20 protein-coding genes are annotated in these 25,532 nt (G+C 41.8%); 10 read left to right on the top strand and 10 right to left on the bottom strand.

The features are described from left to right. Positions 1–222 precede the first annotated feature (222 nt). From IPL34_RS17135 to IPL34_RS17120, 4 genes are all read left to right on the top strand, one after another. Complete coding sequence (locus IPL34_RS17135; protein WP_296842715.1) at positions 223–591, top strand: hypothetical protein; 369 nt, start codon at positions 223–225, stop codon at positions 589–591. A 140-nt stretch (positions 592–731) separates the two neighbouring features. Continuing rightward, entirely contained in the window at positions 732–1,442 is a 711-nt protein-coding gene (locus IPL34_RS17130; RefSeq protein WP_296842714.1) for a response regulator transcription factor, read from the top strand. After that, positions 1,439–2,470, top strand: coding sequence for an ATP-binding protein (locus tag IPL34_RS17125; protein ID WP_296842713.1), 1,032 nt, complete (start codon positions 1,439–1,441; stop codon positions 2,468–2,470). Before IPL34_RS17130 ends, IPL34_RS17125 begins: the two co-directional genes overlap by 4 nt. A gap of 69 nt (positions 2,471–2,539) precedes the next feature. Further along, positions 2,540–3,067, top strand: coding sequence for a hypothetical protein (locus IPL34_RS17120; RefSeq protein WP_296842712.1), 528 nt, complete (start codon positions 2,540–2,542; stop codon positions 3,065–3,067). 156 nt (positions 3,068–3,223) lie between these two features. On the opposite strand, the gene IPL34_RS17115 is transcribed toward IPL34_RS17120, so the two are convergent. Beyond that, on the bottom strand, positions 3,224–3,463 hold the full coding sequence (locus IPL34_RS17115) for a transposase family protein (protein ID WP_296842711.1): 240 nt from the start codon (positions 3,461–3,463) through the stop codon (positions 3,224–3,226). Between the two features lie 233 nt (positions 3,464–3,696). Here IPL34_RS17115 and IPL34_RS17110 point away from each other — a divergent pair, with 233 nt between their 5' ends. Then, the gene (locus IPL34_RS17110; protein WP_296842710.1) at positions 3,697–7,392 is read left to right on the top strand and encodes a GEVED domain-containing protein; all 3,696 of its coding nucleotides are present in this window, start codon (positions 3,697–3,699) and stop codon (positions 7,390–7,392) included. 83 nt (positions 7,393–7,475) lie between these two features. On the opposite strand, the gene IPL34_RS17105 is transcribed toward IPL34_RS17110, so the two are convergent. After that, a complete protein-coding gene (locus tag IPL34_RS17105) occupies positions 7,476–7,955 on the bottom strand; it encodes a hypothetical protein (RefSeq protein ID WP_296842709.1) in 480 nt (159 codons plus the stop codon). A gap of 114 nt (positions 7,956–8,069) precedes the next feature. Continuing rightward, on the bottom strand, positions 8,070–8,573 hold the full coding sequence (locus IPL34_RS17100; protein ID WP_296842708.1) for a DsrE family protein: 504 nt from the start codon (positions 8,571–8,573) through the stop codon (positions 8,070–8,072). Positions 8,574–8,738: 165 nt separating this feature from the next. Between IPL34_RS17100 and IPL34_RS17095 the strand changes: the two genes are divergently transcribed. Further along, positions 8,739–11,564, top strand: coding sequence for a valine--tRNA ligase (locus IPL34_RS17095; RefSeq protein ID WP_296842707.1), 2,826 nt, complete (start codon positions 8,739–8,741; stop codon positions 11,562–11,564). A gap of 580 nt (positions 11,565–12,144) precedes the next feature. Here the strand turns inward: IPL34_RS17095 and IPL34_RS17090 are convergent. After that, positions 12,145–12,711 carry a Uma2 family endonuclease gene (locus IPL34_RS17090; protein ID WP_296842706.1) on the bottom strand — a complete coding sequence of 189 codons (567 nt, stop codon included), beginning with the start codon at positions 12,709–12,711 and terminating at the stop codon, positions 12,145–12,147. 225 nt (positions 12,712–12,936) lie between these two features. Beyond that, positions 12,937–13,848 carry an aldo/keto reductase family oxidoreductase gene (locus tag IPL34_RS17085; RefSeq protein ID WP_296842705.1) on the bottom strand — a complete coding sequence of 304 codons (912 nt, stop codon included), beginning with the start codon at positions 13,846–13,848 and terminating at the stop codon, positions 12,937–12,939. Between the two features lie 230 nt (positions 13,849–14,078). On the opposite strand from IPL34_RS17085, the gene IPL34_RS17080 reads away from it, so the two are divergent. Beyond that, positions 14,079–16,052: a U32 family peptidase gene (locus tag IPL34_RS17080; protein WP_296842704.1), complete on the top strand. Its 1,974-nt coding sequence runs from the start codon at positions 14,079–14,081 to the stop codon at positions 16,050–16,052. On the opposite strand, the gene IPL34_RS17075 is transcribed toward IPL34_RS17080, so the two are convergent. Beyond that, positions 16,049–16,648, bottom strand: coding sequence for a Uma2 family endonuclease (locus IPL34_RS17075; RefSeq protein WP_296842703.1), 600 nt, complete (start codon positions 16,646–16,648; stop codon positions 16,049–16,051). The two genes, IPL34_RS17080 and IPL34_RS17075, sit on opposite strands and share 4 nt — an antisense overlap. A gap of 136 nt (positions 16,649–16,784) precedes the next feature. On the opposite strand from IPL34_RS17075, the gene IPL34_RS17070 reads away from it, so the two are divergent. After that, positions 16,785–17,087, top strand: a complete 303-nt coding sequence (locus IPL34_RS17070) for a hypothetical protein (protein WP_296842702.1) — start codon at positions 16,785–16,787, stop codon at positions 17,085–17,087. A 69-nt stretch (positions 17,088–17,156) separates the two neighbouring features. Here IPL34_RS17070 and IPL34_RS17065 read toward each other — a convergent pair whose 3' ends face one another. Next, the gene (locus IPL34_RS17065; protein WP_296842701.1) at positions 17,157–18,536 is read right to left on the bottom strand and encodes an aspartate aminotransferase family protein; all 1,380 of its coding nucleotides are present in this window, start codon (positions 18,534–18,536) and stop codon (positions 17,157–17,159) included. Between the two features lie 504 nt (positions 18,537–19,040). On the opposite strand from IPL34_RS17065, the gene IPL34_RS17060 reads away from it, so the two are divergent. Next, the gene (locus tag IPL34_RS17060) at positions 19,041–19,493 is read left to right on the top strand and encodes a hypothetical protein (protein ID WP_296842700.1); all 453 of its coding nucleotides are present in this window, start codon (positions 19,041–19,043) and stop codon (positions 19,491–19,493) included. A gap of 23 nt (positions 19,494–19,516) precedes the next feature. Here the strand turns inward: IPL34_RS17060 and IPL34_RS17055 are convergent, their stop codons facing one another. Both IPL34_RS17055 and IPL34_RS17050 read right to left on the bottom strand, forming a co-directional pair. Beyond that, positions 19,517–21,997, bottom strand: a complete 2,481-nt coding sequence (locus tag IPL34_RS17055) for an EAL domain-containing protein (protein ID WP_296842699.1) — start codon at positions 21,995–21,997, stop codon at positions 19,517–19,519. 49 nt (positions 21,998–22,046) lie between these two features. Continuing rightward, positions 22,047–23,510, bottom strand: a complete 1,464-nt coding sequence (locus IPL34_RS17050; protein WP_296842698.1) for a hypothetical protein — start codon at positions 23,508–23,510, stop codon at positions 22,047–22,049. A gap of 453 nt (positions 23,511–23,963) precedes the next feature. On the opposite strand from IPL34_RS17050, the gene IPL34_RS17045 reads away from it, so the two are divergent. Then, positions 23,964–24,353, top strand: coding sequence for a DUF302 domain-containing protein (locus tag IPL34_RS17045; RefSeq protein ID WP_296842697.1), 390 nt, complete (start codon positions 23,964–23,966; stop codon positions 24,351–24,353). Here IPL34_RS17045 and IPL34_RS17040 read toward each other — a convergent pair. Further along, positions 24,345–25,220: a pirin family protein gene (locus tag IPL34_RS17040; RefSeq protein ID WP_296842696.1), complete on the bottom strand. Its 876-nt coding sequence runs from the start codon at positions 25,218–25,220 to the stop codon at positions 24,345–24,347. The two genes, IPL34_RS17045 and IPL34_RS17040, sit on opposite strands and share 9 nt — an antisense overlap. Positions 25,221–25,532: the final 312 nt, after the last annotated feature.

Raw genomic sequence — 25,532 nt, 5'->3', positions numbered from 1 at the left:
TTTTCAGTCATGGTAAGACGGCAAAAGTGTACACCATACCGAGCGCAACAGCACCCGCCAATAGCCATAATGCGGTAGATTCCTAGTGAGCCTACTTTACATTTCTTTACCTAGCCACCACATTCCAGCAAAGGCGTCACCTCATACTACATCCATGCCAACAACAACAGGCGTCTGATCCAAAAGATCAGTAAGACAACTAATAAACTTTGGAGTATGAACATGACTGACTTAAATAAGCCTACTGAAACTGAGACTACTACTGACAATACGGCTGCTAATGCTAATCAAGCAGCACCCGAAGCGGAAACACCACGCGGTCGTTGTGGCTGGAGTCGGGAACAATGGATGCAGCACGGTAAATGTCACGGCAAACGCCGTTGGAAGGTAATTGGCGCTGCGGTATTAATTTTCTTCCTCGGTTTAATGGCAGGTAAGGCTAGCAATCATCACCACTATCGTCACGGACATATGGGTGCTCAGGCTACCGTCGTGATTCCGGGCGAAAAGCCTAAACCCTTAAGTGCTATTTTAGATAGCATCCAAGCCACACCGGAGCAACGCGCTAAAGCCGCCGATTTGGTTTATTAAATGATATGATAAACCCCTCCCTAACCCTCCCCTTATCAAGGGAGGGAATAAAGAGTACCCACACACTAGCAATGTTGTATTACTCCTCTCTTGATAAGGGGAGGCTGGGAGGGGTTAAACCATTATGAGACTTCACTACCATGCCTGAATCCTTATTAATCATTGATGATGATGTGCGCCTCAGCCAAATGCTCGCCGAATACTTAGGCTCAGCAGGCTATCACGTCACGCCCGCCTATACAGGTAAAGCAGGGTTGCAATTAGCGCGTCAACAGGCATGGTCATTGATTATTCTCGATTTAATGTTGCCTGATGCGGATGGTCTAGATCTCTGCCGTGAACTGCGTACTGGATCTAGTGCGGCAATCCCCATTTTAATGCTCACTGCGCGGGGTGATGCGACGGATCGTATTATTGGCTTGGAATTGGGAGCGGATGATTATTTACCCAAACCCTTTGAGCCGCGTGAATTAAAGGCACGGATTAAAGCCATTTTACGCCGCAGTGCTTTAAACCAAGAGCATTTACCTACCTTACAATTTGGACGCCTAGAGATTGATCGAGAAGCGCGGGAAATTCGTTTGGAGGGGCAAGTGCGTGAGGTGACGAGTTATCAGTTTGATCTACTGGTCGCCATGGCAGAACGAGCGGGGCGCGTTTTGAGTCGTGAGCAATTAATGGATTTGGTCAAAGGGGAAGCTTTAGAGGCATTTGATCGCTCTATTGATGTGCATATTTCAAGGCTAAGAGCGGCAATTGAAGATAATCCTAAACATCCACGGCGCATTCTGACCTTACGTGGAGCAGGTTATATTTTTGCGCGTAGTCAAGATGGCGATGATGGTTTATGAGAAGGTTTAAACATAAACAGTCTTGTAAGCATCGGGAGCGAGGCAGTTTTTGGCGGTTACGTAAACGTTTGTTTTGGCAGATTTATGCGGTGGTAGTCGGGAGCGTTATTTTAGTTTCGATTTTGGTCGCGACTACGGCTTTTCATTTACAGGAGCAACATCCTAATAAGCGTGTACCCATCTTTCCTTTTTTAGTGTTGTCTGCCTTAGTGGTGTCTTTAGGGGCTTATCCGATTTCTAAACGCTTAACGCGCCGCCTAGAGCAACTGAAGCAAGGCGTTGAGGCTTTAGGCGAGGGTAAGCTGGATACCCGTTTGCCTGTGCAAGGTTGTGACGAAGTAGCGGTACTGGCGACCAGTTTTAATCAGTCTGCTGAGCGTATTCAGGCGCTACTGGCCTCACAACGTCAATTACTCGCCAATGCCTCCCATGAGTTACGTTCTCCCTTAGCCCGTATGCAAATGGGTTTAGCACTGCTGGCGGAGCAAAATGAGCTTGAAACGTCTAATCAAGTACTGTCCCTACGCCATGATATGAATGAGCTTAATCAATTGGTGGAGGAAATATTACTAGCGAGTCGCCTAGATACTTTAGAAATTCCACTCACTAAGCAAGCAGTTGATTTAGCGGGTTTACTAGCGGAGGAGTGTGCACGCTTAGGTTTAGAGGGTGAGGCAGAAGCGCTACAAACTGAAGGGGATACGCGATTATTGCGGCGCTTAATCCGTAATTTATTAGAGAATGCTAAACGTCACGGAGGAGAGCCGATTGAGGCTAAATTAGTCGCTCAAGGGGTGAATAATATATTGCTAACGATTAGTGATCGAGGTAAAGGCATCCCAGCAGAGGCATTAGCTCATGTGTTTGAGCCATTTTATCGACCTGCTGGACATGGCGAAGGACAGGGTGGTTGGGGTTTGGGTTTAAGTTTGGTACGCCAAATTGCCACCCGTCATGGTGGCGAGGTACTTTGCCTCAATCGAGACAGGGGCGGCACAGTATTTAAAGTGACTTTGCCGCGAGTCTGATAAGCGTTTGATTTCATGGGCAAGTACTAGGTTTTGCTTTAAGCTAGGTGTTTTAGCGCAGGAGTTGAAATGATGAAAGTTTGGATGTTAGTAGGGTGTGCTGTGTTATTAGTCCATTCGGCACAGGCAGCTACGCCTAGTAGTGCTTATACCAGTCTCAATACCCCAACCTGCAAAACCCTAGAATCAGATGAAGAAGGTTCGGGGTGGTACAAAGGACAATGCAAAGGTATAGCGGGGTACAGCCTGCAAGTCACAGAAGGTGATTTGCGCCAATCCATCAATGTGGTCACACCTCAAGGCAAAGTGCATGAACTGGATTTAATCAGTAAGGTTTCCAGTGGTTTTTCAGCCTTAGGTGAAAAAGCCGAATGGCGTATGCTAAAACAAGGCAGTAGTACACAACCGATTGCCTTGATTGTGCGCTATAACGCATCAGAAGACCCCGAAGATTCTAGTAAAATCACTTCCTATCTAGTAGTAAGTAAGGTCACTAAACAGTCGATCTGTGTGACTGATATTGTCAAACCTCAAGCCAAAGCTAATGAAAAAGCGCGACAGCTAGCCGATAAAGCCAGCACTCGCCCGTGTAAATAATCCCAATCAACGTCAATAACCGTAGGGGCGAACCTAGGTGTTCGCCCTATGTAGGTGTTCGCTCTACATAGTTGTGCGCCCTTAGACCTTTACCGATAGTCCAACTAATGAACAGTTCTGAAAACAGTGGGGCATTCAGCGCATTGAACACATCACTCACCGTGTCATGGTTGGGGAAACCCCGTGCATAGGGATAATAGCGGCGCAGGAGTCCGCGTTCAGCTTTGCCCAGCGCACCATTTCCACTATATCGTCTGCCCCTGCTAGACTGCTGGCTAAACCTAATAGCAAAATTTCGGGGAGTGGGTAAAGGACTTTGGCTTGCTGGCGGGGGTCTTCTAGACCAGACAACTGTTCTAATAGACGGCTGATCGTAGTGACAGATGGGGGCAGCATCGGGTATGTCCTTTGGGGCAAAAAATCCTTTATGCCTCTTTTACTACTAAACGTTCAAGTGATTGCCCTAGGTTCTCAGGAGCATATCAGTGCTTAAGATTGGGTAGTAGGCGCTATTTGAATAATTATTATCTTAGTTGAATAGATTCAGGTTATACTTAAACGCTACAAAGTAGTGGGATACTTTCTCACTGAGAATAATTAAAATTAATTTTGTTTGCGGAAGCAACTAAATGTCTAAATCTAAGAATTTATTTTTGAAGGCATTACTGCGTTTATTAATAGTATGGTGGGTCGTATTATTACCGAGTATTCCCATAGCCTCTGCCGCTCCCGTTTGCTCCGCGCAATTAGTAGATTCTTATTTTTATAACCCTGATTTTGAGTCTTATAGTGCTTTACCCAATGATTGGAGCTATCCCAACTCTAGCCAAGTGGATCGTCTCCATAATTGGCATCAAACGACTCAGGGTACTACCGATTTTTGGCACGATAATGGGGTAAAAGACCCCGGAGTATTAAGCCCTACTGCGGTGGGTCATGCTACGCATTTATTACCTTATTCCTCGACAACGACTAAAGGGGGCGCTGTAGGCTTTATTACTGCTAAAACAGAAGATTATGCCGAGTATGTAGGTCAATGTTTAAAAAATCCTCTAATTGCGGGCAAGTCCTATCGCCTCAAAATGCGTATTGGTTATTTAGATAATACGGGTTTTTCAACGGGGGGGGATGTGTCGGGGCATTTAATAGCTTTGGGGCGTACTGCCTGCCCTAGCAGTATTCCCTTAGCAGGCTCCGATAATAAAGAGGGGGATGCAGGCTACACCTTGCTAGGAGCAACAGCCATTAACCATCAGTGGGAAAATGGTTGGCATAATGTAGAAATTGACATGAATCCTAGCGTCAATATGCCCTATGTTATGTTTGGCTTACGTAAAAGTAGTTTGGTCGCAGAGCGTGACAATGCCTATGCCATTGTGGACGAGTTAGTATTGAATGAGCAGAGTTGTGTGCCTTCAAGTTATAAGGATTATGGCGATGCGCCCGCTACTTATGGCAGTCCGGCGCATAGTATTAGCTCAACTGTAAAAATGGGTGTTCTAGTTGATGCCGATACACAATCTAGTCCGACCTTAACCGCCGATGGTGATGATAAACTAGTAAGCGACGATGAGGACGGTGTGATTTTGCCCGGCAAATGGGTTGCTCAAACGCCAGCGAGTTTAAGCATTAATGTTACAGGATCCGGTGGTTATTTAAATGCTTGGATCGATTGGAATCGGGACGGTGATTTCTATGATGTGGATGAGCAAGTTATCACTGCTCTAGCAGATAATGCCGTAGGTGATACTAATACCGCTATGGGCACTATTACAGTCACTATTACTCCGCCTTTGGGATTAGGGGGTGGAGTGAGTTATGCAAGATTTCGTTGGAGTACTACTCCTAATTTAGATGCAAGTGCAGGAATAGCGACTAATGGCGAGGTAGAGGATTATAGTGTCAACTTAGAAAAGTATTTGCCCATTATTAATAATACCAATATATGTACAGCATCAGGGGGTACTGATGTGTTATTCCTCTTGGATAATTCGGGTTCAGTGGACAGTGCGGAATACAGTACTTTTGCGAGTAATGTGGTCACTATTAGCCAAGAGTTATTAAAGGCTAATCCAGCAACCCGAATTGCGACGGCGCATTATGCGGGGGATATGCTTGGAATTACGCCTACTCCGGGGCAAAATATTTATTTTGAGCGCGACTTTTCTAGTAGTGCTTTAAGCATGCCTATTAAACAATTTGGTTTTGGCACGGCCTATCATGATTATAGTAGTGATAACACAGTCGCTGCACTCTATCAGGCGAGCTTTGGTTTAGATGCTAATGCTAGTACTACTTCTGCACTAATTGTAAGCCCCTTAAAGGAGTTGGGACGTGACTTAACTCGACCCTTGCAAATAGTGATTTTTACAGATGCAGTGCGACATGAGCATGCGGGTTCAACCTTGCTGGATATAGCGGGTCAAGCGTTTGATCCGGATGATGGTTCTAACTTCACTACCTACAATAAATTTAAAGCACAAGGTGTAAAGTTTGCCGTCGCTGCTTTTCCGGTAAGTGCTGTTTTTGATGCTGAAAAAACGCCAACAGTTGCGGCGATTGCTTCAAAAGGAGGCAACTATACAGGTTCAATTGAAGCCAATCCTCAAGATCCTGAGGGGAGCGGAGTACCACGTCGTTTAGTGATTGCAGGAGTAGGTTTTACTCTTAGTGCCGCACAAGTTACAGAGCTAGTCACCCCTGTTGCGGCGGCCTGTCCTGCTAGTGCAGCATATGATTTTGGTGATGCGCCTAGCACCTATGGTAGTGCACGTCATACGTTAGTGAATAATGGGGTTTATCTAGGGACTAATCCACCGGATAGTGAAAATAGCGCACTCTATAGCAATAATGCACAGGCTGATGATACTAATGGCGGTGACGATGAAGATGCACTCATAGGTTCTGCTTTAGCTCAGGGAATAACGGGGACTCTAACAATTCAAGTCAAAGGAGCCGGGTACTTAAATGCTTGGCTCGATTGGAATAATAATGGTGTATTTGACCTCGATGAGCAAATAGCGCACGACATCCAAGATAATCTAACGGGTGATAGCCATAGTAGTGTGGGACTCATCACATTGAATGTGAGTGTGCCAAGTACTGCGGCTTTGATGGGCATATTAAGACTAAGGTGGTCGAGTACTTCAAATATTACTGCTATTCAATCGGTAGTTGATGGTGAGGTAGAAGATCATCAGGTAGCTATCGTTGCTGCTAATAGTCCTCCTATTATTACGAGTAATGGTGGTGGGGATAGTGCGGTTATTAATATTCCAGAAGGTACCAATACAGTAACCACAGTTACCGCTACGGATGCGGATAATGATACGCTCAGTTACGCTTTAGCTGGGGGTATTGATGCAGCTTTATTTACTATAAATGCTAGTACCGGGGTATTAACCTTTAAGGCTGTACCAGATTATGAGTCTCCGCAAGATACTGGGGCTAATAATCAGTATATGATTATAGTCAGTGCTAGTGATAATAAAGGTGGCATGGATACTCAAACCCTCACTATTAATGTTACAGATATGCCTGAAGGGGTTAATTTAAGTATTAAAGCATTACTGCAAGGTAGTTATGATGCTGGTAGTGGTTTAATGAAAGATAATTTAAGAACTTTAAATCTAATTCCTTTAAATCAACCTTATGGCAATTATGCCGCTTTTAATTATACAGGTAATGAAGCTATCAATAGTACACGGCTGGCTCAATCAGGATTGAATGCAGTAGTGGATTGGATAATAGTAGAGTTACGTAATACTTTAAATCCCACTTTAATCGTAGCACGTCAAGCCGCTTTGTTAACTCGCAGTGGTACTATCGTGGCTGCTAGTACAGACAGTCCTAATTTACATTTATTAGGGGTGAGTAATGGGTCTTATTATATCGCCTTAAGACACCGTAATCATTTAGGTGTAATGAGTCAGTCGCCTATTGCTTTAACCTTAGGTGGTACTACTCACATTGATTTTAGTTTAATGAGTACAGCCAGTTATGGCATGAATAGCCGTGCTTTAATAGGAGAAAGTGCATTAATGTGGGCAGGTAATGCTAATTTGGATACTTATATTATTGCCAATGGTCCTAATAATGATACCAGCAATATTTTAAGTAGTGTCCTAATAGCTAAAGATAATCTCTTGTTCAATTCTAATTATGCTTATAAAGGCTATTTAAATACCGATATTGATATGGATGGTTTTGCTTTGTTTGCAGGGCCTGGCAATGATATTAATGTATTAGTGAGTAATATATTATTGCATCCTAGCAACACCACCTTTTCTGCTAATTATGTATTAAGTGGTACTTTGGCTAATTGAATAGAGTGCTGATATTAAAGATCCTCACTCTCCAAACAGGTGAGGATTTTAATTGTTTGGCTTAAATAAAATAGAAAAGTCAATCATTTACGCTCGACAATTTTATCTTTGACTAGAGTGAAAGAGACTGTACCTAAAGCAGGTTTAGAGCACATACCTTGAGCTTCACCTGCTGGACAGATTTCGGTAATACCAATAATTTTTTGATTCAACACGCCTTCTAAATTGAAGTAGCGAAAGAATTTGCCGCCTACTACTTCATCGGTGACACCTTTATAAGTACCACGGTCATTACGGAACACAGCGATATGCTGTCCCCAGCTATTACCTCCCCCTATACCTTCTAACAGGAATGACACTACTAGGTCTTTGTCTCCATCATTATCGAGATCACCTAAAGCAGCTTTACGCACGCCTTTTTGCTCAGTGCCACCGAGTACTTTAGCCACACCTGCTAAATAACGACTAACGACTTGCTCCATTTTAGCATCCGCATAAGTGACCGGAGACGCTAATAAACTACTGAGCAAGCTGGCAAGGAATAATGGGCTTAAAACGCGCATTCTAATACCTCATAGTACGAATGAAGTTGATAGTATAGTGAACGCTTAAGCCCTGTGCAGGTTTACCCTAGATAAAGGTCTAAATAGCCAAAGGGTGAACTATGGTTGTGAGAATTAGGGTTTTAATAATCGATACCCTTGAGCCTCTAGGCGTCCCACCTCCGCGACACCAGAGGGAATGACATCCTCAGCCTTAGCGTCATAGAGTTCATCCATTTTGATTTTGCGTCCAGTTAAAGTGTTGTAGCAAATCTGGAATTTCACACCTTTAGCCTTCAGATCAGCAATACGTTGCGGAAGTTTAGCTTCGTTTTCCATTTCTACATCTTTGGCTACTTTGAGCATGCCTAGACCATCACCGTTCATGACTACAATAGCTTCAGTTTTTTTGCCTGTGCTATCTAGTGCTTTGATGTAGTTGTTAATATTAGCGGCAATACCTAAATATTTTTTCTCATCGCCTGCCTCTGAGACATGCACCACTACTTTTTCAGCACCATTGTAATAATCAGCGCTGACTTTGGGAGCGGGTACTCCGGGGTCAAAGGGTTCTTCTGCATAGGCTATGGAGAGGCTTAAGAATAAGGCGGCAGATAGGGATAATACTGATTTTAACATGGTGATTCCTCTTGCGGTTGGTAGACTTTAAAGCTAACTGCTTCACTTCAGAACCGCAAGGTAAAAAGGTCTCTCTATCTCTTTGGTTTGGTAAGTACGTGTCATATGCCAAACTAGCTAAATACCGCTATAATGCCTCTCTTTTAAAAATTTCAAGCTGATCTCATGGATAAGACCTATCAACCTAAAGACATTGAACAACGCTGGTATCAGGAGTGGGAACAACAGGGCTATTTTGCACCCCAAGGTAACGGCACTCCCTTTTGCATTATGATTCCGCCGCCCAATGTGACGGGTACGTTGCACATGGGGCATGGCTTTAATCAGATGGTCATTGATACCTTGACGCGCTATCACCGTATGAAAGGCGATAAAACTCTCTATCAACCCGGTACGGATCACGCAGGCATTGCCACGCAAATGGTGGTTGAACGCCAGTTAAATAAACAAGGTGTAACACGCCACGATCTAGGACGCGACCAGTTCCTCGAAAAAGTCTGGCAATGGAAAGAGCAGTCTGGCAATACCATCACTAGCCAATTGCGCCGTTTGGGGACTTCACCCGATTGGAGTCGTGAACGCTTTACCATGGATGAAGGCTTATCCGAGGCAGTCATTGAAGTATTCGTGCGTTTGCATGAAGAAGGTTTGATTTATCGCGGCAAGCGCTTAGTTAATTGGGATACAGTACTGCATACTGCTGTTTCTGATCTGGAGGTCGTATCCGAAGAAGAAAACGGTAATATGTGGCATTTCCGCTATCCGGTTGCGGATGAGCAGGGTAATGCTACCACTGAGTATTTAACCGTAGCGACCACACGCCCTGAAACGATGCTGGGCGATACCGCCGTTGCGGTTCATCCTAATGATGCACGTTATCAACATTTGATTGGTAAACAGGTAGTACTGCCGATTGTAGGGCGCTTAATTCCCATTGTAGGGGATGAATACGCCGATCCTGAAAAGGGTACGGGTTGTGTGAAAATTACCCCAGCGCATGATTTTAATGACTATCAAGTAGGTAAGCGTCATAACCTGCCGCTTATTAATATTTTCACCATTGACGCACACCTCAATGACAATGCGCCAGAGCAGTATCGCGGTTTAGAACGCTATGCAGCCCGTAAAACCATAGTGGCGAAAATGGATGAGTTAGGGTTACTCGCTAAAATCGAGGATCATAAACTCATGGTTCCGCGCAGTGACCGTTCGGGCACAGTGATTGAGCCTTTCTTAACCGATCAATGGTATGTCGATCTGACCCGTGAAGTGCTCGATGATGGTCGTCTGGGCGGTAAGGCTGCATTGGCTAGACCTGCGATTGAGGCGGTAGCAAGTGGACGCATTAAATTCATACCGAGTACTTGGGATAAAACCTATTTCCAATGGATGAATAATCTAGAAGATTGGTGCATTTCGCGTCAATTATGGTGGGGACATCGTATCCCTGCATGGTATGACGCAGCAGGTAATGCGTATGTAGGGCGCAATGAAGCTGAAGTGCGTCAAAAATATAATCTCGCCTCCGATCTATTACTCAAACAAGACTCCGATGTACTCGATACATGGTTCTCTTCGGCACTATGGCCATTTTCGACCTTGGGCTGGCCTAATGTTGATGCTGAGGCGCTCAAAACCTTTTACCCGACCAGTACTTTAGTCACGGGTTTTGACATTATCTTTTTCTGGGTGGCGCGTATGATCATCATGGGCATGAAGTTCATGAACGATGTACCGTTCCACGATGTGTATATGCACGGTCTAGTACGTGACTCGGAAGGGCAGAAAATGTCCAAGTCTAAGGGGAATGTGCTCGATCCCTTAGATATTATTGACGGCATTGATTTAGAAACCTTGGTGCAAAAGCGCACGACCGGACTGATGCGCCCTGAAGATGCGCCTAAGATTGAAAAAGCCACGCGCAAGCAATTTCCTGAAGGAATTGCTGCTTATGGTACGGATGCCTTGCGCTTTACCTTTGCCTCCTTTGCCACAGCAGGGCGGGATATTCGCTTTGACCTGCAACGTTTAGAAGGCTACCGCAATTTCTGCAATAAGCTGTGGAATGCGGCGCGTTATGTTGAAATGCAATGTGAAGGGCAGGATACAGGTTTAGATAGCTCATTGCCGATGGAGTATTCCTCGGCTGATCGCTGGATTCAGTCCGTATTGCAAAATACCATTACTGAAACTCGTGATCATCTTGACAACTATCGCTTTGATTTAGCAGCAAAATCCCTATATGAGTTTATGTGGTACGAATACTGTGACTGGTATTTAGAGCTGACTAAACCCATTTTAGGTAAGGCTAATACCAATGAGGCGGCAAAGCGCGGTACACGTCAAACGCTAGTACGGGTATTGGAGAATACTTTACGTCTATTGCATCCAATTATGCCCTTTATTACCGAAGAAATTTGGCAGAGTATCAAGGGCTTAGCAGGAGTAGACGGCAAGTCAATTATGCTGCAATCTTATCCGCTAGCGGATGAGGCTAAAGTGGATCAGCAAGCCTTAGCTGAGATTGAGTGGGTTAAAGCGTTTATTGTCGGGATTCGCACCATTCGCTCGGAAATGGATATTAAGCCTAGTCAAGTGCTGGATATTTTGCTGCAAAACTGGACTGAGCAAGACCAAGTATTGTTTGCCAATAGTGAAGCGTTTGCGCGTTCATTAGCCAAAATTGGTTCAGTCACTTGGTTAGACGCGAATAGCGATGCACCGGAGTCTGCAACGGCGCTGGTGGGTGACATGCGGATTTTAATTCCCTTAGCCGGATTAATTGATAAAGACGCTGAAATTGCTCGCTTGACTAAAGAGATTGAAAAAATCCAGAAAAACTTAATCGGTGTCGAAAGCCGTTTAAGTAATCCCGCCTTTGTGGAAAAAGCTAAACCCGAAGTACTCGAAACGGCAAGGAAACAAGCCGAGGAGCAACGGGCAGCAATGGAGCAATTGCAGGGGCAATTGGAGAAGATTAGGGCAATGTAAATAGCGTTTAATACTAGGTGAAGTAGACTATAGTTTGCTTCACTTAGTAGGTTTTAGGGGAATTAGTGATGTATTTGATTCTAGTAATAAGTTTAGTTTAGTAATGATAAAGTTAAAATCTTCTTGATAGTTGGTTCTACTAAATATAATGTTCATTAGAGCGGCTGTGCTAAATAAAATTATACTGAACAAGGTACCCCCCCATTGTCCTGTAGAAAAAATAGGTAAGCAAAGTATAAATAAGATTAGTGCTAGATTATACATAAGCAAGTAGTTTGGTCGATTTAAAATACCACATAGTTGTGTTTTGTTAGAGCTTGGCTTGATTACTCCCTGAAAATATACCTTTGTACGCGTATCTAGGGTTTGAGTGGTGATGTAGCACTCTTGTTTACTATTGGTGTATCCGAATAAAGTCTTTTCCTTATACTGATGTGATATTTTATCTTGTAATGGCTTTAAATTGTTATTAAGTGCTTCTATTATTTGATGATCGGACAGTTTGCTATCAAAGCAAACATAAATCTCTCTGAAAAATAAGTTTTTAATTAGTGCTTTTAACATATATTTAGTAAAGTATTTATTCCATTACTTGATTATAAATTTTGGCTAAATTTAAGGATGCATTTAAGCAAGGAAAGTAAACCTGCTCCTCTGCCTTATCTAGCTTCTTCAATTGCCACTCATTATTTTCATCACGTATTAGCATATCAATCTGAATTTTATCTTGGGCTACTATTAAATAAGCTTGTAGTGAAGGAATACTTTGATAAGCAAGTGACTTTTCCAAATAATCCTTGCGAATAGTCGAGTCAGAAGCGACTTCTATAATTATACAGGGATTAGTTAGATAGTATTCATCATCATTATCGTCACAACTAATTACGACATCTGGATAATAATAAGACTGATATTTTTCTATTTTGACTTTAATATCAGAAAAATAAATCTCACAATTTTTCTCACTAGCTGCATTAGCTAGACCATTAATGAAACTCCTAGCAATACGATTATGACGTTTGCTGGAGCCAGCCATTAAATATACCTGCCCTGCAACATACTCATGACGTTCTGGGCTAATTTTCTCGCCTTCTAAGTACTCAGATTCAGTAATGTACGCTAATGATGCTTGTGGAACAGTACTCATAATAGTCACTCATGATTTGAAAGAATTAAGCGCTCTAGGCAAGTCCAGTATACTTACGAATAGAAGTATGACTAACTCCTAATATAACATCTGATTTAGCAGCACCTTAAACTATCCTCTAAGAACATCTGTAAACTCTGTTGTCGGAGCTATTCTAAATTCTGATCTTTATATGATCGTGCATGCCATATCATCCGATATTGAAAAGCTTATCTTATGAGCCACTCAGGGTACTTCCTGCCCTTGTGCGGCTGTTAATAGCTCAAACCAAGTTTGTCTATCCATTTGAATATTAAAAGCTTTATAACTATCAAGAATGCGAGCTAGCTGATTCGTCCCTATGATGGGGATAATCTGTGCGGGGTGAGCCAGTAACCATGCAAGGGCTACCTGATCAATAGTGGTTTGTTGAGCATGCGCAATGCGTTGCATTACTGATTGTAATGCTTGCGTATTGGCATTAGTTTGTAATAAACGCCCCCCCGCCAAAGGTGACCATGCCATCGGTTTAACATGAAGGCGTTGTAACTGTGCCAAAGTACCATCATGAAAAGAGCTACGCTCCAAAAGGCTGATTTCAATCTGGTTGGTGACTAAGCGATGGTGCATAGCGCTTTGCAATAAATCCCAATCCCACGTTTTGAAATTGGATACCCCAACCGCACGCACCTTACCGCTGTCAATCAATTGATCTAGTGCCTTACCTGTCGCTTGCGCATCCATAAAGGGATCAGGGCGATGAATCAGTAGCAGATCTAAATAGTCAGTGTGCAAACGACTCAGACTATTATTCACTGAATACTCAATATGTTGCGGTGATGTGTCGTAATACTTAATGCGACGTTCTGGGTAGTGGTTTGAAGTGAGCATAATGTCGCATTTGGTAATAAGCTGCATGTGCTCACGTAAGCTTGGTGCTGCGGCTAAGACCTTACCAAATAAGCTCTCACAACTGTAATTGCCGTAAATATCAGCATGGTCAAAGCTAGTGATACCTTGTTGCAGGCAGGCGTCAATCTTGGCTCGAATATGAGCAGTAGAGGTATCATTATCCTCAGCTAAACGCCATGCGCCATAAACCAAACGACTAAGACTAAGCTCGGCGTGAAGGTGAATTTGGGGGATTGTGGATAGCATAGATCAACTTCAATAATAGCGGTGGTTTTGAGCGTGACATAGTTAGTGGGGTAGATCAATGCCGAATGGATACGTTTTATGTAAAACCTAGAACTTGCTGGTTCGTAGCTATTAGCAGCCGACTTTAAGGCTAGTAAGGTTTTAAACTATTGAGTTTTTTGTGCCCAGTAGCGAGTACTGTGCACAATCCCTATAATAGCCGCCCTTGATCACCACTCCTTGAGTTTGCTATGAGTCTGCTCCCCCACCAAGTTGAATTACTGGCTCCCGCTAAAACGGCCGCAATTGGGCGCGAGGCGATTTTGCATGGAGCCGATGCGGTTTATATTGGGGGACCTAGTTTTGGAGCGCGACATAATGCCTGCAATAGTGTTGCCGATATTGCCGAACTCGCCCAGTTTGCGCATCGCTATCATGCTCGTATTTTTGCCACACTCAATACTATTTTGCATGAGGCTGAGTTAGAACCGGCGCGTAAACTGATTTATGAACTATATGAGGCGGGAGTCGATGCGCTGATTGTGCAGGATATGGGGATATTAGAACTCGATCTGCCGCCGATTGAATTACATGCCTCGACTCAATGCGATATTCGCACCCCTGAAAAAGCACGTTTTTTAGCGGATAGTGGTTTTTCCCAATTAGTACTGGCACGCGAATTAACCATTCAACAGGTTAGACAAATCAGTGAATACGTGGGTGATAGCGCTACCATCGAGTACTTTATTCACGGTGCATTATGTGTGGCGTTTTCGGGGCAATGTTATATCAGTCACGCCGAAACCGGACGCAGCGCTAATCGAGGGGATTGTTCGCAAGCGTGTCGTTTGCCCTATACCCTAACTGATCAAAGCGGAGCGGTGGTCGCGTTTGAAAAACATCTATTGTCGATGAAAGACAATAATCAAAGTACTAATTTAGCAGCCCTATTGGATGCGGGGGTACGTTCACTCAAAATCGAGGGGCGTTATAAAGACGTGTCTTATGTGAAAAATATCACCGCGCACTATCGCCAATTACTTGATGAAATTTTTGCGCAGCGCTCCGATTTAGCGCCGGCTAGTTCGGGCAAAAGCGACATTTTCTTCACCCCTAATCCCGATAAAACCTTTCATCGTGGTAGTACCGATTACTTTGCGACCGGACGCCATGAAGATATTGGCGCGTTTGATTCGCCCAAATTTGTGGGTGTGCCTTTAGGTACGGTGGTGGCGGTGAGTAAAGATAGTCTCGACATTGCCACGACTGAGGCGATGAGTAATGGGGATGGCATTAACTTTATGCGTAAGCGCGAAGTGGTAGGGCTACAAGCCAATACTGTGCAAGTACTTAAGCAAAAAGAGGGTGAAACTGTTTATCGAGTGGTTCCCAATGAACTCAGTACTTTAGTGGGCTTGAAAGTGGGAACGGATGTGAGTCGTAATCGGGATCATGCGTGGGAATTAGCTTTATTAAAACCTTCCGCCGAGCGCAACATTGATGTGTGGGTTAAATTGAGCGGAGTGCCTAAGGGTTTAACTTTGACACTGACCGATGCCGATGGGATAAGCGCGAGTGCTACTTTAAACCAAGCGTTAGAACCCGCACGGGATGCAACTAAAGCATGGAGCACTTTACGCGATAATCTAGCCAAATTCGGTAATACTATTTTTGCCCCACAAGAGATCGTTCTCGATTTATCCCAAGCGTGGTTTATTCCAGCTTCAAGCTTAAATGCTTTAAGGCGTGAAGCGATTGAGCGCTTGGAGCAGGCACGACTTAAGGCTTGGATTCGTCCCACTCGTAAAGCCGCTCTTGAGCCACCTGTGCCTTATCCTGAAAAGACCTTGAGCTATTTAGCTAATGTGTATAACTCACTGGCTTGGCAGTTTTATCACAAGCATGGGGTTGAAGTAATTGATGCAGCCTATGAAGCACATGAGGAAGCGGGGGAGGTGAGCGTCATGATCACTAAGCATTGCCTGCGCTTTTCGTTTAATTTGTGTCCCAAGCAAGCGAAGGGAGTGCAGGGTGTGATGGGTCAAATTAAAGCAGACCCTATGATCTTAAAATCGGGCAATGAAACCTATACCTTAAAATTTGAATGTCGCCCGTGTGAAATGCATGTGATGGGTAAGATGAAAAAACACATTTTAAAATCGCCACCACCGAGTGAAATACCCTATAGCGCCCCGCTTCAATTTTTTAAACAGTGCCCTGTTTAGGATGCCGAGTCTTGGGGAGCATTGTTGGTTTCTGGGGTGAGTAAGAAGCCATAGAGATCACTCACTTTAAGCTCTAATTGGATAGAATCCAGTGTAACGCTTTGTCCTGCTATAAAGCGCTCCACTTTCCAGTCGGTACTGCGCCGATAAAGTTCAATGGCGGGGAAGTCTTGTGAGCACAACATATATTCTTGCAAAGAGGGCAGCAGACGATAGTGGGCTAATTTTTCAGTTCTATCGGTGCGGGCGGTGCTGTCTGAAAGCACCTCAATAATCAAGCAGGGTGAGGTATTGTAGTAGCGCTCTTGCTCTTCAGCACAAGTAACTTGTACATCAGGATAGTAAAAGTATTCAGCGCTTAAAGTGCGAATGCCCACCTTCATATCGGATTGAAATACTTGGCAAGGTTTACCGCGTAGATGTAAGCCTAAGGTGAAAGACAGCTTACTCGTGAGTAGGTTATGTTCACGGCTAGCTCCCATCATTGCATACACTTGACCAGCCACATACTCATGACGTGTACCCTCCACACGATCATTCTCACCGTATAAATATTCTTCAGGTGAAAGGTAGGCTGTTGATAATAAGGCACTCATACTGTATTTCTTGCTAGGCGCTTGAAGTGATTATAAGTTCAAAATCTTAGTTATGCTCTAAGTCTTTCGTTGTAAAGTATAAAGGGTAACAGTAATGAATAAGATAGATTCTATGGTTTAAGTAAGGGGGGCAGTGATGGGGTTATTATGGATTAATACCATTATAGCGGTATTAGGGGTGGGAGCAGGTTTATTTTTGGCAATGGGCAGTGTAATGAGCATTGCTAATATGCAGGTGTCTTGGGCAGCTTATTTATTGTTAGCCGCTTTTGCAGTTCCCATTATGTTTGGGGTGTCGGGTATTGGAGCTTGGATGGCACATTGGATGGGTTGGCAACGCTTAATTCCTTGGTTAGTCGGTTTGCCTTGGGTGTATGTGGGGCTATTTATTGCTGCGATGTTGTGGACATTTAGTTATTTGGGCAAACATAGCGCTTAACATATTAAGCCAGTATAGTAGAGACCCATCTTTAAGGGACTCTACTGTGATACGGTAGTGACGGTTATTTTATGCTTTAAGCTCTTGAATAAATTCATGTAAAGCATTCACTAGGGCATCAATATCCTCTGTCGTAGTGTCGGGGCAACAGAGCATCATGTTGTGAAACGGCGTAATCATCACGCCGCGATTGAGCAGATAGAGATGAATACATTGCTCTAAGGCATCGTCAAAAGCTTGTTCAGCCTCGCGTCCTGTGCGCGGTGGTGTGGGACAAAATTGAAACTCTACGCGTGCCCCCATTTGCGTAATACACCAAGGCATAGACTCAGCTTGAATAATTTCGCGTAAGCGCTGCGCCAAATATTCGGCTTTAGGGATCATAGTGGCATAAGCGTCTGCCGTCATCACTTGATCTAAATTAGCTTTAATGGCTCGCATAGTGAACATATTGGCGGATAGGGTCGTACCCATACCACTATGCCCATGACCGTTACCTGCGGGATTATGCGGGCGATTGCGCTGAGCATGCTGCATTTTGTCTGCTACCTCGGCACTAACCCCCATGACTGAAGCAGGTAAGCCCCCTGCAATCGGTTTACCCAACACAAATAAATCCGGCTCTAAGCCAAAGGTTTTAGTATAGCCACCCATTCCTGTAGAAATGGTATGAGTTTCATCAATGATCAGTAATGTGCCGTGTTCGCGTGTCAAGCGTCTGAGTTCGGTATGGAAACCTTCATCAGGTAGTACCATTCCAATATTGGTCATAGCCGGTTCACACAAGACAGCAGCTACATCATTAGTCGCTAAAGCGTTGGCTAGTGCGGGAAGATTATTAAACTCAACAACACGCATGTATTGAGTCAAATCCAGAGCCTGCCCCATAAGACCACTGCGGTGAGTGGTCTTGCCTTGATGCAGACGCACCATGGTTTCATCGACGGTTCCATGATAGCAACCATCAAATACTAAAATAATGTGACGCCCCGTCACAGCACGCGCCCAGCGTAAAGCCCAGCGATTCGCATCGGTGGCAGTGGTAGCTATTTGCCAAAAAGGTAGGCCAAAACGCTGACTTAATGCCTCTCCAACCTGAATAGATTCAATGCTAGGTAGCATAGTGGTATATCCTAAAGAAGCATTGGTATTAACCACTTGAGCTACCGGCTCAGGGGAATGACCAAACATCGCTCCCGTATCACCTAAACAAAAATCAGCATAACGCTGACCCTCTACATCCCAAAACTCTGCTCCCAGTGCTTTGGAGACAAATAAGGGGAACGGAGTTGGCCAATCCGACATCCAATGCATAGGCACGCCTTGATAAAGGTATTGGCTGGCTTGTTGAGCGAGTTGAGCACATTGAGGATGGTATTGACTAAAATAGTGAGTTTCACGTTGCATCAAATGCTCAAGGCTAGCCATGTGATAGTAAGCTTTCGACATAAGAGTGTTATCCATCAAAATTACGTTACAGCTTATCGTAAATTATAAGAATTCTAGCGGTTTTTAAATTTTTATGGATGATTTTCCATGTGACGCTAGGTGACTGAGAACCGAGCGATCTAAAGCCTTAGCTGAATATGGGGTTAATATGGGTGAGTTGCTTAGTGCTAAAAAAGGTCTATTGTGATTAAAAACCACTCATTTTAACTTTTTATTAATTGTTAATGTCTCAAGTTAGTGTGAAAAAGGAGGTTTTTTACCCTAAGTAATTGATTACAGGGTTTTATACTCGTAGTGAAGCATTCTTTAAAACAATGTGACGGTAACTTATAAATGGTTACTTCATTTTTGGTTCAGTATTTCATAATTTATTACCTATAATTAAAAATTATACAAATGCGAATGTGCTGAGTAATAGACTGAAATTTTTTAGAAGAGATACTTATTAATATCAACTAACCGGTAGTTAGTTAATTGATTAATTTAGATTTAAGGGTGGAGAATATGAAATATATCGTCGCAATAGTAATGCTAAGTTTAGCTTTATTTAGATTAGAAAGTGGTTGGGCTGCTAATACTACGGTTGATGCAGTATTGCTGAAAAATAAATCGGAGCCTTTGCTTTATACCGTATTAGGGCATTTAGAGTATCAATCTAACCAAGGATTTATAGCAGATAAAAATATGGCTGATAGTCTATCTGAGCTGATTCAGACCCATGCACTAAACGGTGGTCAAGGTTATGCCTATGTGATCAATGTAGCGAGTAGTAAAGTTACTTGGAGCACTTTATCTTCTATGCCTGATTATCAAAAAGAGCTAAAAGCTCATGCTCTAGGTGATGATGTTTATCTGCAAAGTAATGAGCACAACTATTTTTTAGCTAAGAATTTTTGGGTAAAAACCTCAAATGGTGGTAAAGAGCATTTTCAAATAGTACTTGCTATCAATTATTAATCGCTTGAACAATGAATAAATGCTTATTCGATAATGGTTTGTTTTTCAGGTAGGTCAGCTAGGCTTCTGTTAAAATGATCTAGAGTAATATTATCCATATGCGTTACAGGATAGGTATAGTTACTCTGTATATAATGAACGCCAATATTTTTTAATATAAGAATAGCTTCCTTAGAGTTGGCTTGCTCAGCAACAGTAATAGCTTTCAATGCAATGGCTAGAGATTGAATAGATTTTACCATAGTTAACATGGTTTCATTATATTCAATCTCTTTTACCAAGTCGCCGTCAATCTTTATTATATCAAAGTAAAAATGCTGTAAATAACCAAAAGAAGCATAGCCACTCCCAAAATCATCTAAAGCAAAAATTGCTCCTAGTTTGCGTGCTTCATTCATAAAGTCTATTACATGATCCTTGTGTTTAATAATCGTATTCTCAGTGATTTCAAAACAGATTTGTCTAGGTTTAAGCTGATAACATCTAATTAAATCCAAAATTTCTTGAGTATGCGAGGGTTTAACTAGCGTTAAAGGGGAGATATTAATATTAATAGTGATATTATTAGCTATAATTTGAGGGATGTAATGCTCTAGATTTTTTAAGACTGCAACATCAAACTTAGGCATATAATAATATTCTTCTAATAGAGGAATAAAATCTTTAGGCATTAAAATGGTGTTATCCCAGTCTTTTAAGCGAGTTAGTATTTCAATACGATGAGGTAAAGAGTCATCTAAACGAAATAAGGGTTGAGCATAAAGAGTAATATTATTGACTCGAATAAGGTCTAGAATTTTTCTAAGAGCATCAAAGGGTTCACTAAAGCGGGCTTGGTGTGGTTTACTGGTATAATTAATCTGAATGACACCACCGCCATCATGTTTCACCTGATAACAAGCTGCATCGGCACGGGAGTAGACAGATTCTAGGGTATCGTCTGCATAAAGCGGTGTAATACCAATACTACAAGAAATAAATAAGTTTTTTCGCCCCCATGTGAAATTGAGATTTTCTATTTCATAAATAATATTTTTAACTCTCTTTAGGCTTTCTTCACTATCACTGGCAAATAAAATAATAAATTCATCGCCTCCATAGCGAGCTAATATATCATGACTACTAATGTTTTTTTTCATAGCCTCAGCCGTTAGTTTGAGCACATAATCTCCGGCTTGATGACCACAGGTATCATTAATTAATTTAAACTTATCTAGATCAATAATAGCTAGCGTATACTTTTTGTCATGAGGGTGCTGCAAAACTTGCCCAAGCTGCTCGTTAAAGTAAGCACGATTATATAAGTGAGTTAAAGCATCATGAGTCGCGTTGTAAGTCATTTCCTTAAGCTTTTCACTATCTGATTCATCTCTAATAATAACGATAAAGCCAAAGATATTTTCATTAGCAGCATTTTTAAAAGTTAAGTCTTTTACTATTTCTATTTTAACAGGAAATGTATAGTTAGAATTTTTTGCCTTACAAAATCCATAAAGAGTGAAGCTTTTGGCATGAGAGTTCTTTAAGTCTACAAGGTTAATAGGACTGGCATTAAAATCTTGTGTATAACTTAATGATATTAATTCATAAATATATTTTTTCAGGAATTGGTCTTGATAGTTGTTGGATAGTCGTGCAATGCGCTGGGCAGATTTATTAGTGAGTAATACATATCCATCATTAGTACAAGAAAATACGGCATCAGTCAACGAGTTTAAGGTCATCATTAATTGTTTAGAATAATGCTTTTCATTATGTTCAGCTTGGTGGCGTAGCTTTATTTCTGCAATTAGATCTTCTTTTTGGGTTTGGAGTAGCTTATAGTTAGCGTCTAGTTGACATTTGCTTTTAATAATAGTATTGGCTAATACGGTTAGCTCATCCTCATCTGTTTGCGAGGGTAGTATTAATGTTTCTGATGAGCTAATCATAGCTAAATTGTTTTTAATATAATCAATTATTTTTTCAAGAGGGGAAATAATGATTTTGTGAGTTAACCATAGAAAAAGTAAAGTAATAATAATGGCTTTAATAGTTTGACTGAGAACTATATTTAATAGATTTGCTTTGACACTCTCTTTGGCTAGGCTAGTATTAATATATAAAGCAATTTCACCTAATCTAGTAGGTTTTTGATTAATAGTATTTAGGTATAAAATATCTTCTTTAATTTGATGGGTAAAAGGAGCATTAGCATTGCCTGCTGCTACTAAGGGTCTACCATCTGAGTGATAAATAATACCATAGGTAATACTCTCATTACTGGTCATGGTTTGCAATTGAATAGATAATGAATCTACATCTAAAAACCACACATATTTACTAACGGTAATTAGTTGCGAAGAAAGAACAGCTTTAGCGTTCTTAAGAATAGATTCAGTTTCATTATAGTGTTGCGTTACAGCAATAAAAAAAATAGAAATAAGCGTAATAACAAAACTAATAGTAAGCGTAGATTTCAATATCTTATTAGCTAATTTCTGTTTAAAGTAATTGCTTAGCATTAGGGTGACTACTTATAAAGCATAACAGGGCTTTGTTTTGCGGGGCTTACTATAAATCGAGTTCCTTAGTGAGTTTATCTATTTTTAGCAAACAATTATTATGTTTGTTTTTCCCGCAATTTTTGGTCAAGCAAATGATTTTTGAGCTTAGTTCAGCTTGGCGAGTTTCAGTTAGCTCTAGTAGTTTGCCTTTTCTAAAAAAATATAAACAAGGAATGAGCTTAAAAGGTTGAGGGTGATTTAGGCTCAGATGACCTGCCTCTTTGAGAAGAGGGATACTCTCACCCCACCGACCTAGCGTGCATAACCCTACTGCCATTAAATAACTGCACGAGTTATCTAAGGGATTAGCCTTTTTGGCAGCGGTGATTTCAATTTTACACAAGTCATCATCCCCTCTGAGTGCACAAGTGATGGCATAAATGCCATGTGCCAGTGCGTTCCATGGGTTTAATTCTAAGGACTTACGTGCTAGAGCCGGCCATAGTTCGGTAATAGGTTGATTTAAGGGATGATCAATCATATAAGCATACATACATAAAATAGCATAATGTAAAGCTGCTAAAGCATCATCTTGGTAACGCTGGAGTCTTTTTTCACACGTTTCAATACTCAGCGCTAAACAGTTAGGGTCACTATCTAGTTGAATAAAATAGATGTGTCTAACTAATACTTGATAATGTTCAGGGATATAAGACTGATTATACCAATACTTACTCCAAAATCCTAAAATAATGCCTTTATGTAGACTGATCGTACCCTCTAATAGCTCTTGGTACAGTAAATCTAGATTATTAGGATAGTGATTGAGATTAAGTCCAATCTTATGTTTACCGACAATATGGTTGGTGAGTATATGAATCACCGTATAGTGTAGTTCAAAAGTAGAGTTATTAATAGTGGTATCTATTTCTAATAAAAACTCAGCCTGATGCTTAGCCCAGATAGCACTAAAATTATCAGATTTTTCACTGGTATTAGTTTTTATTTCTTCAATAATAATTCTAACTTCTCGAAAGCGGCTTAAGATTAATGAAATGCCAGAGTGAATTTCGTAGGTTAGTTTTCTTAAGGTATCATTATTATTGAGTGGATCACTAGCATAATACGTATTAATTAAAATTTTAGGTCCCATAGAGAGACTGCTGACTACATGAGTTTTTTCTAATAAATCAGAAACTTTATTAGGCTTATCAAAGCGCGGTTTATAGCTACCTGGTGGTAAAGTAATGTGTACAGCGTTAGAGGATTGAGCTTTGGCGTAATAATTATCCAATAGCTTACGCAGGCGATTAGCTTGCATACGCACACTCGAGTCTTCGTTGGGATTAAAATCAGTCGATTTACCAAGTGCCTCAACGGCTAATGCGTATTGCGAGATTCTATCGCCCCGTCCGGCTAATGTTTCATTAACAATATACCGTAAAAAATTTTGCGTTTGTTTTTTGGAGGAAAACTCAGGACTTTGGCAAATTTGCTCTAGCTCTGCATGAACCTGTGCTTCTAAGTCCATAATCAATGATCTGTGCTCCATGAGTAATAAGGTATCAAGACCTACCTTAAGGTAGGGGAGTAGCCCAATAAAGGATAAGTAGTATATGAGTTAGCCAAGCCCGATCTATAGACGGTATGAATGAGTAGGATTAAGTTATCCATTAAATAAAATGTTCAACGATACGTCAAGTATTAAGATCCTCTTATAGAGGCTTATAAAATATAATACTTGGAGTTGCAATATCTAGATGAATTTATAACTTTTTTGGTCTTTACTAATGCACTGAGCACATAAAAAATCTATTAGGCTATTAACCCTAAAATATGAGTGGATAAAAGAGTGGATAGTATTAAATAGATAGCCATGTTGTGGTGAAAATATAGGGTGTCAAGTGGGCTTTAATAGAGATAGGCACTCTTAGCAGCTCAGTTATACACTAACGTTTGTTTTATCTTTTTGAGGATTAATACGATGTCTTATGAGTTTAATCTGACTTTAGCAGGGGACTTTGAACAGGTTCTGGAGCGTGTTAGAGCTGCCTTAATGGAAGAGCAGTTAGGGATTGTGAGTGAAATTAATGTTCAGGCGATTTTTAAAGCTAAGATGGATAAAGACATTGCGCCCTATCGGATTTTTGGGGCTTGTAATCCTAAGTTAGCGGCTGATTTGATTAGTGTAGAGCCGAATGCAGGGACTTTGTTGCCTTGTAATTTCATTATGTATGAGGTAGCGCCTGATCAGGTAGTCGTAAGCTTCATGGATCCGGTAACGGTATTAGGCTTGGCTCAAAGTGAGGTAGCGCAGCAGATAGCGGCGCTAGCGAAAGCCAAGCTCACGCGCGTAGTAGCAAAACTAGCTTAATGTTCCCATTTTACCTTGTTGGTAATCGACGAGAGCCTGATAAATTTCTGCTTGGGTATTCATTACAAAAGGGCCATGTCCCACAATAGGTTCATGAATAGGCTCACCGCTTAAGAGCAGCAACTGGGTGGATTCCTCGGCAGTTAAAGTTAATCCTGTACCTGTCAATGAAAACACACCCAGTTCCCCAGTTTTGAGAGGCGTTTCATTTGAGTTAATAGCCACAGTACCTTGGCGTATTAGGATTAAGGTTGAATAATTTTCGGGTATTGGTAATAGCACCTCAGCGCCCGCCGCCAGTGTAATATCCCAAATATGAATAGGGGTATGCGTGGTGGCTGCCCCATTAACGGCATCAAACTGACCCGCAATCACCCTTAAGTGCCCTTGGTGCATCGGGAACATGACCGTGGGGATTTGCTGTTGAGTAAGGCTTTGATAGCGGGCAGGGTTCATTTTAGCACTAGCAGGAAGATTAACCCACAACTGGACAACTTCAAACTGTCCTCCCGTCAGACCAAAGCGTGAGCTATGAAACTCCTCATGCACAATTCCCTGTGCCGCTGTCATCCATTGCACATCGCCAGTACCAATGATGCCGCCTCCTCCTGACGAATCTCGATGCTCCACCTCACCCGCATAGACGATAGTAACCGTTTCAAAACCTCGATGAGGGTGTGCACCGACTCCACGCCGCTGTTCAGTTGGGCTAAAACTACAAGGTGCAACATAATCTAATAGCAAAAAGGGGCTATATAGCTCATCTAAATCGTCATGGTAGCTAAACAGCGTTTGTACGGGAAAACCATTACCTACCCAATGTTGGGGTTGTTGTTGAATAAGGCGCAGTAAGTGTTTTTTTAGCATGAGAGGTCGCTCTCGCAGGTTGGTTAGATCAATCTAAATGATTATAGCCAACATTTGTCTATTAATATAATTAATTAAAAGCTTGGCTGCTTGCTAAGCCTGAGACAGAGTAAGATATTGTTAGCAATATATAGTTGTTTTTCAAGCATCTATAGTTATAGAATTATTTTTCTTCTAACTTTTATTAGTGCAATGATCGTCTTTTAGCGTTGTCAATTAATAGAAGTATTTTATTAAAAAATATAAGGTGCTCAGAGCATCAAGTTAAATAAAAATACATTATGGTTGTTTTTTGAACAAGATTATGAAAAC

The sequence above is a fragment of the Thiofilum sp. genome (genome assembly GCF_016711335.1).
GTDB lineage: Bacteria > Pseudomonadota > Gammaproteobacteria > Thiotrichales > Thiotrichaceae > Thiofilum.
The sequence above is the reverse complement of the archived record's forward strand: the minus strand, read 5'-3'. Positions and strand labels throughout refer to the sequence as shown.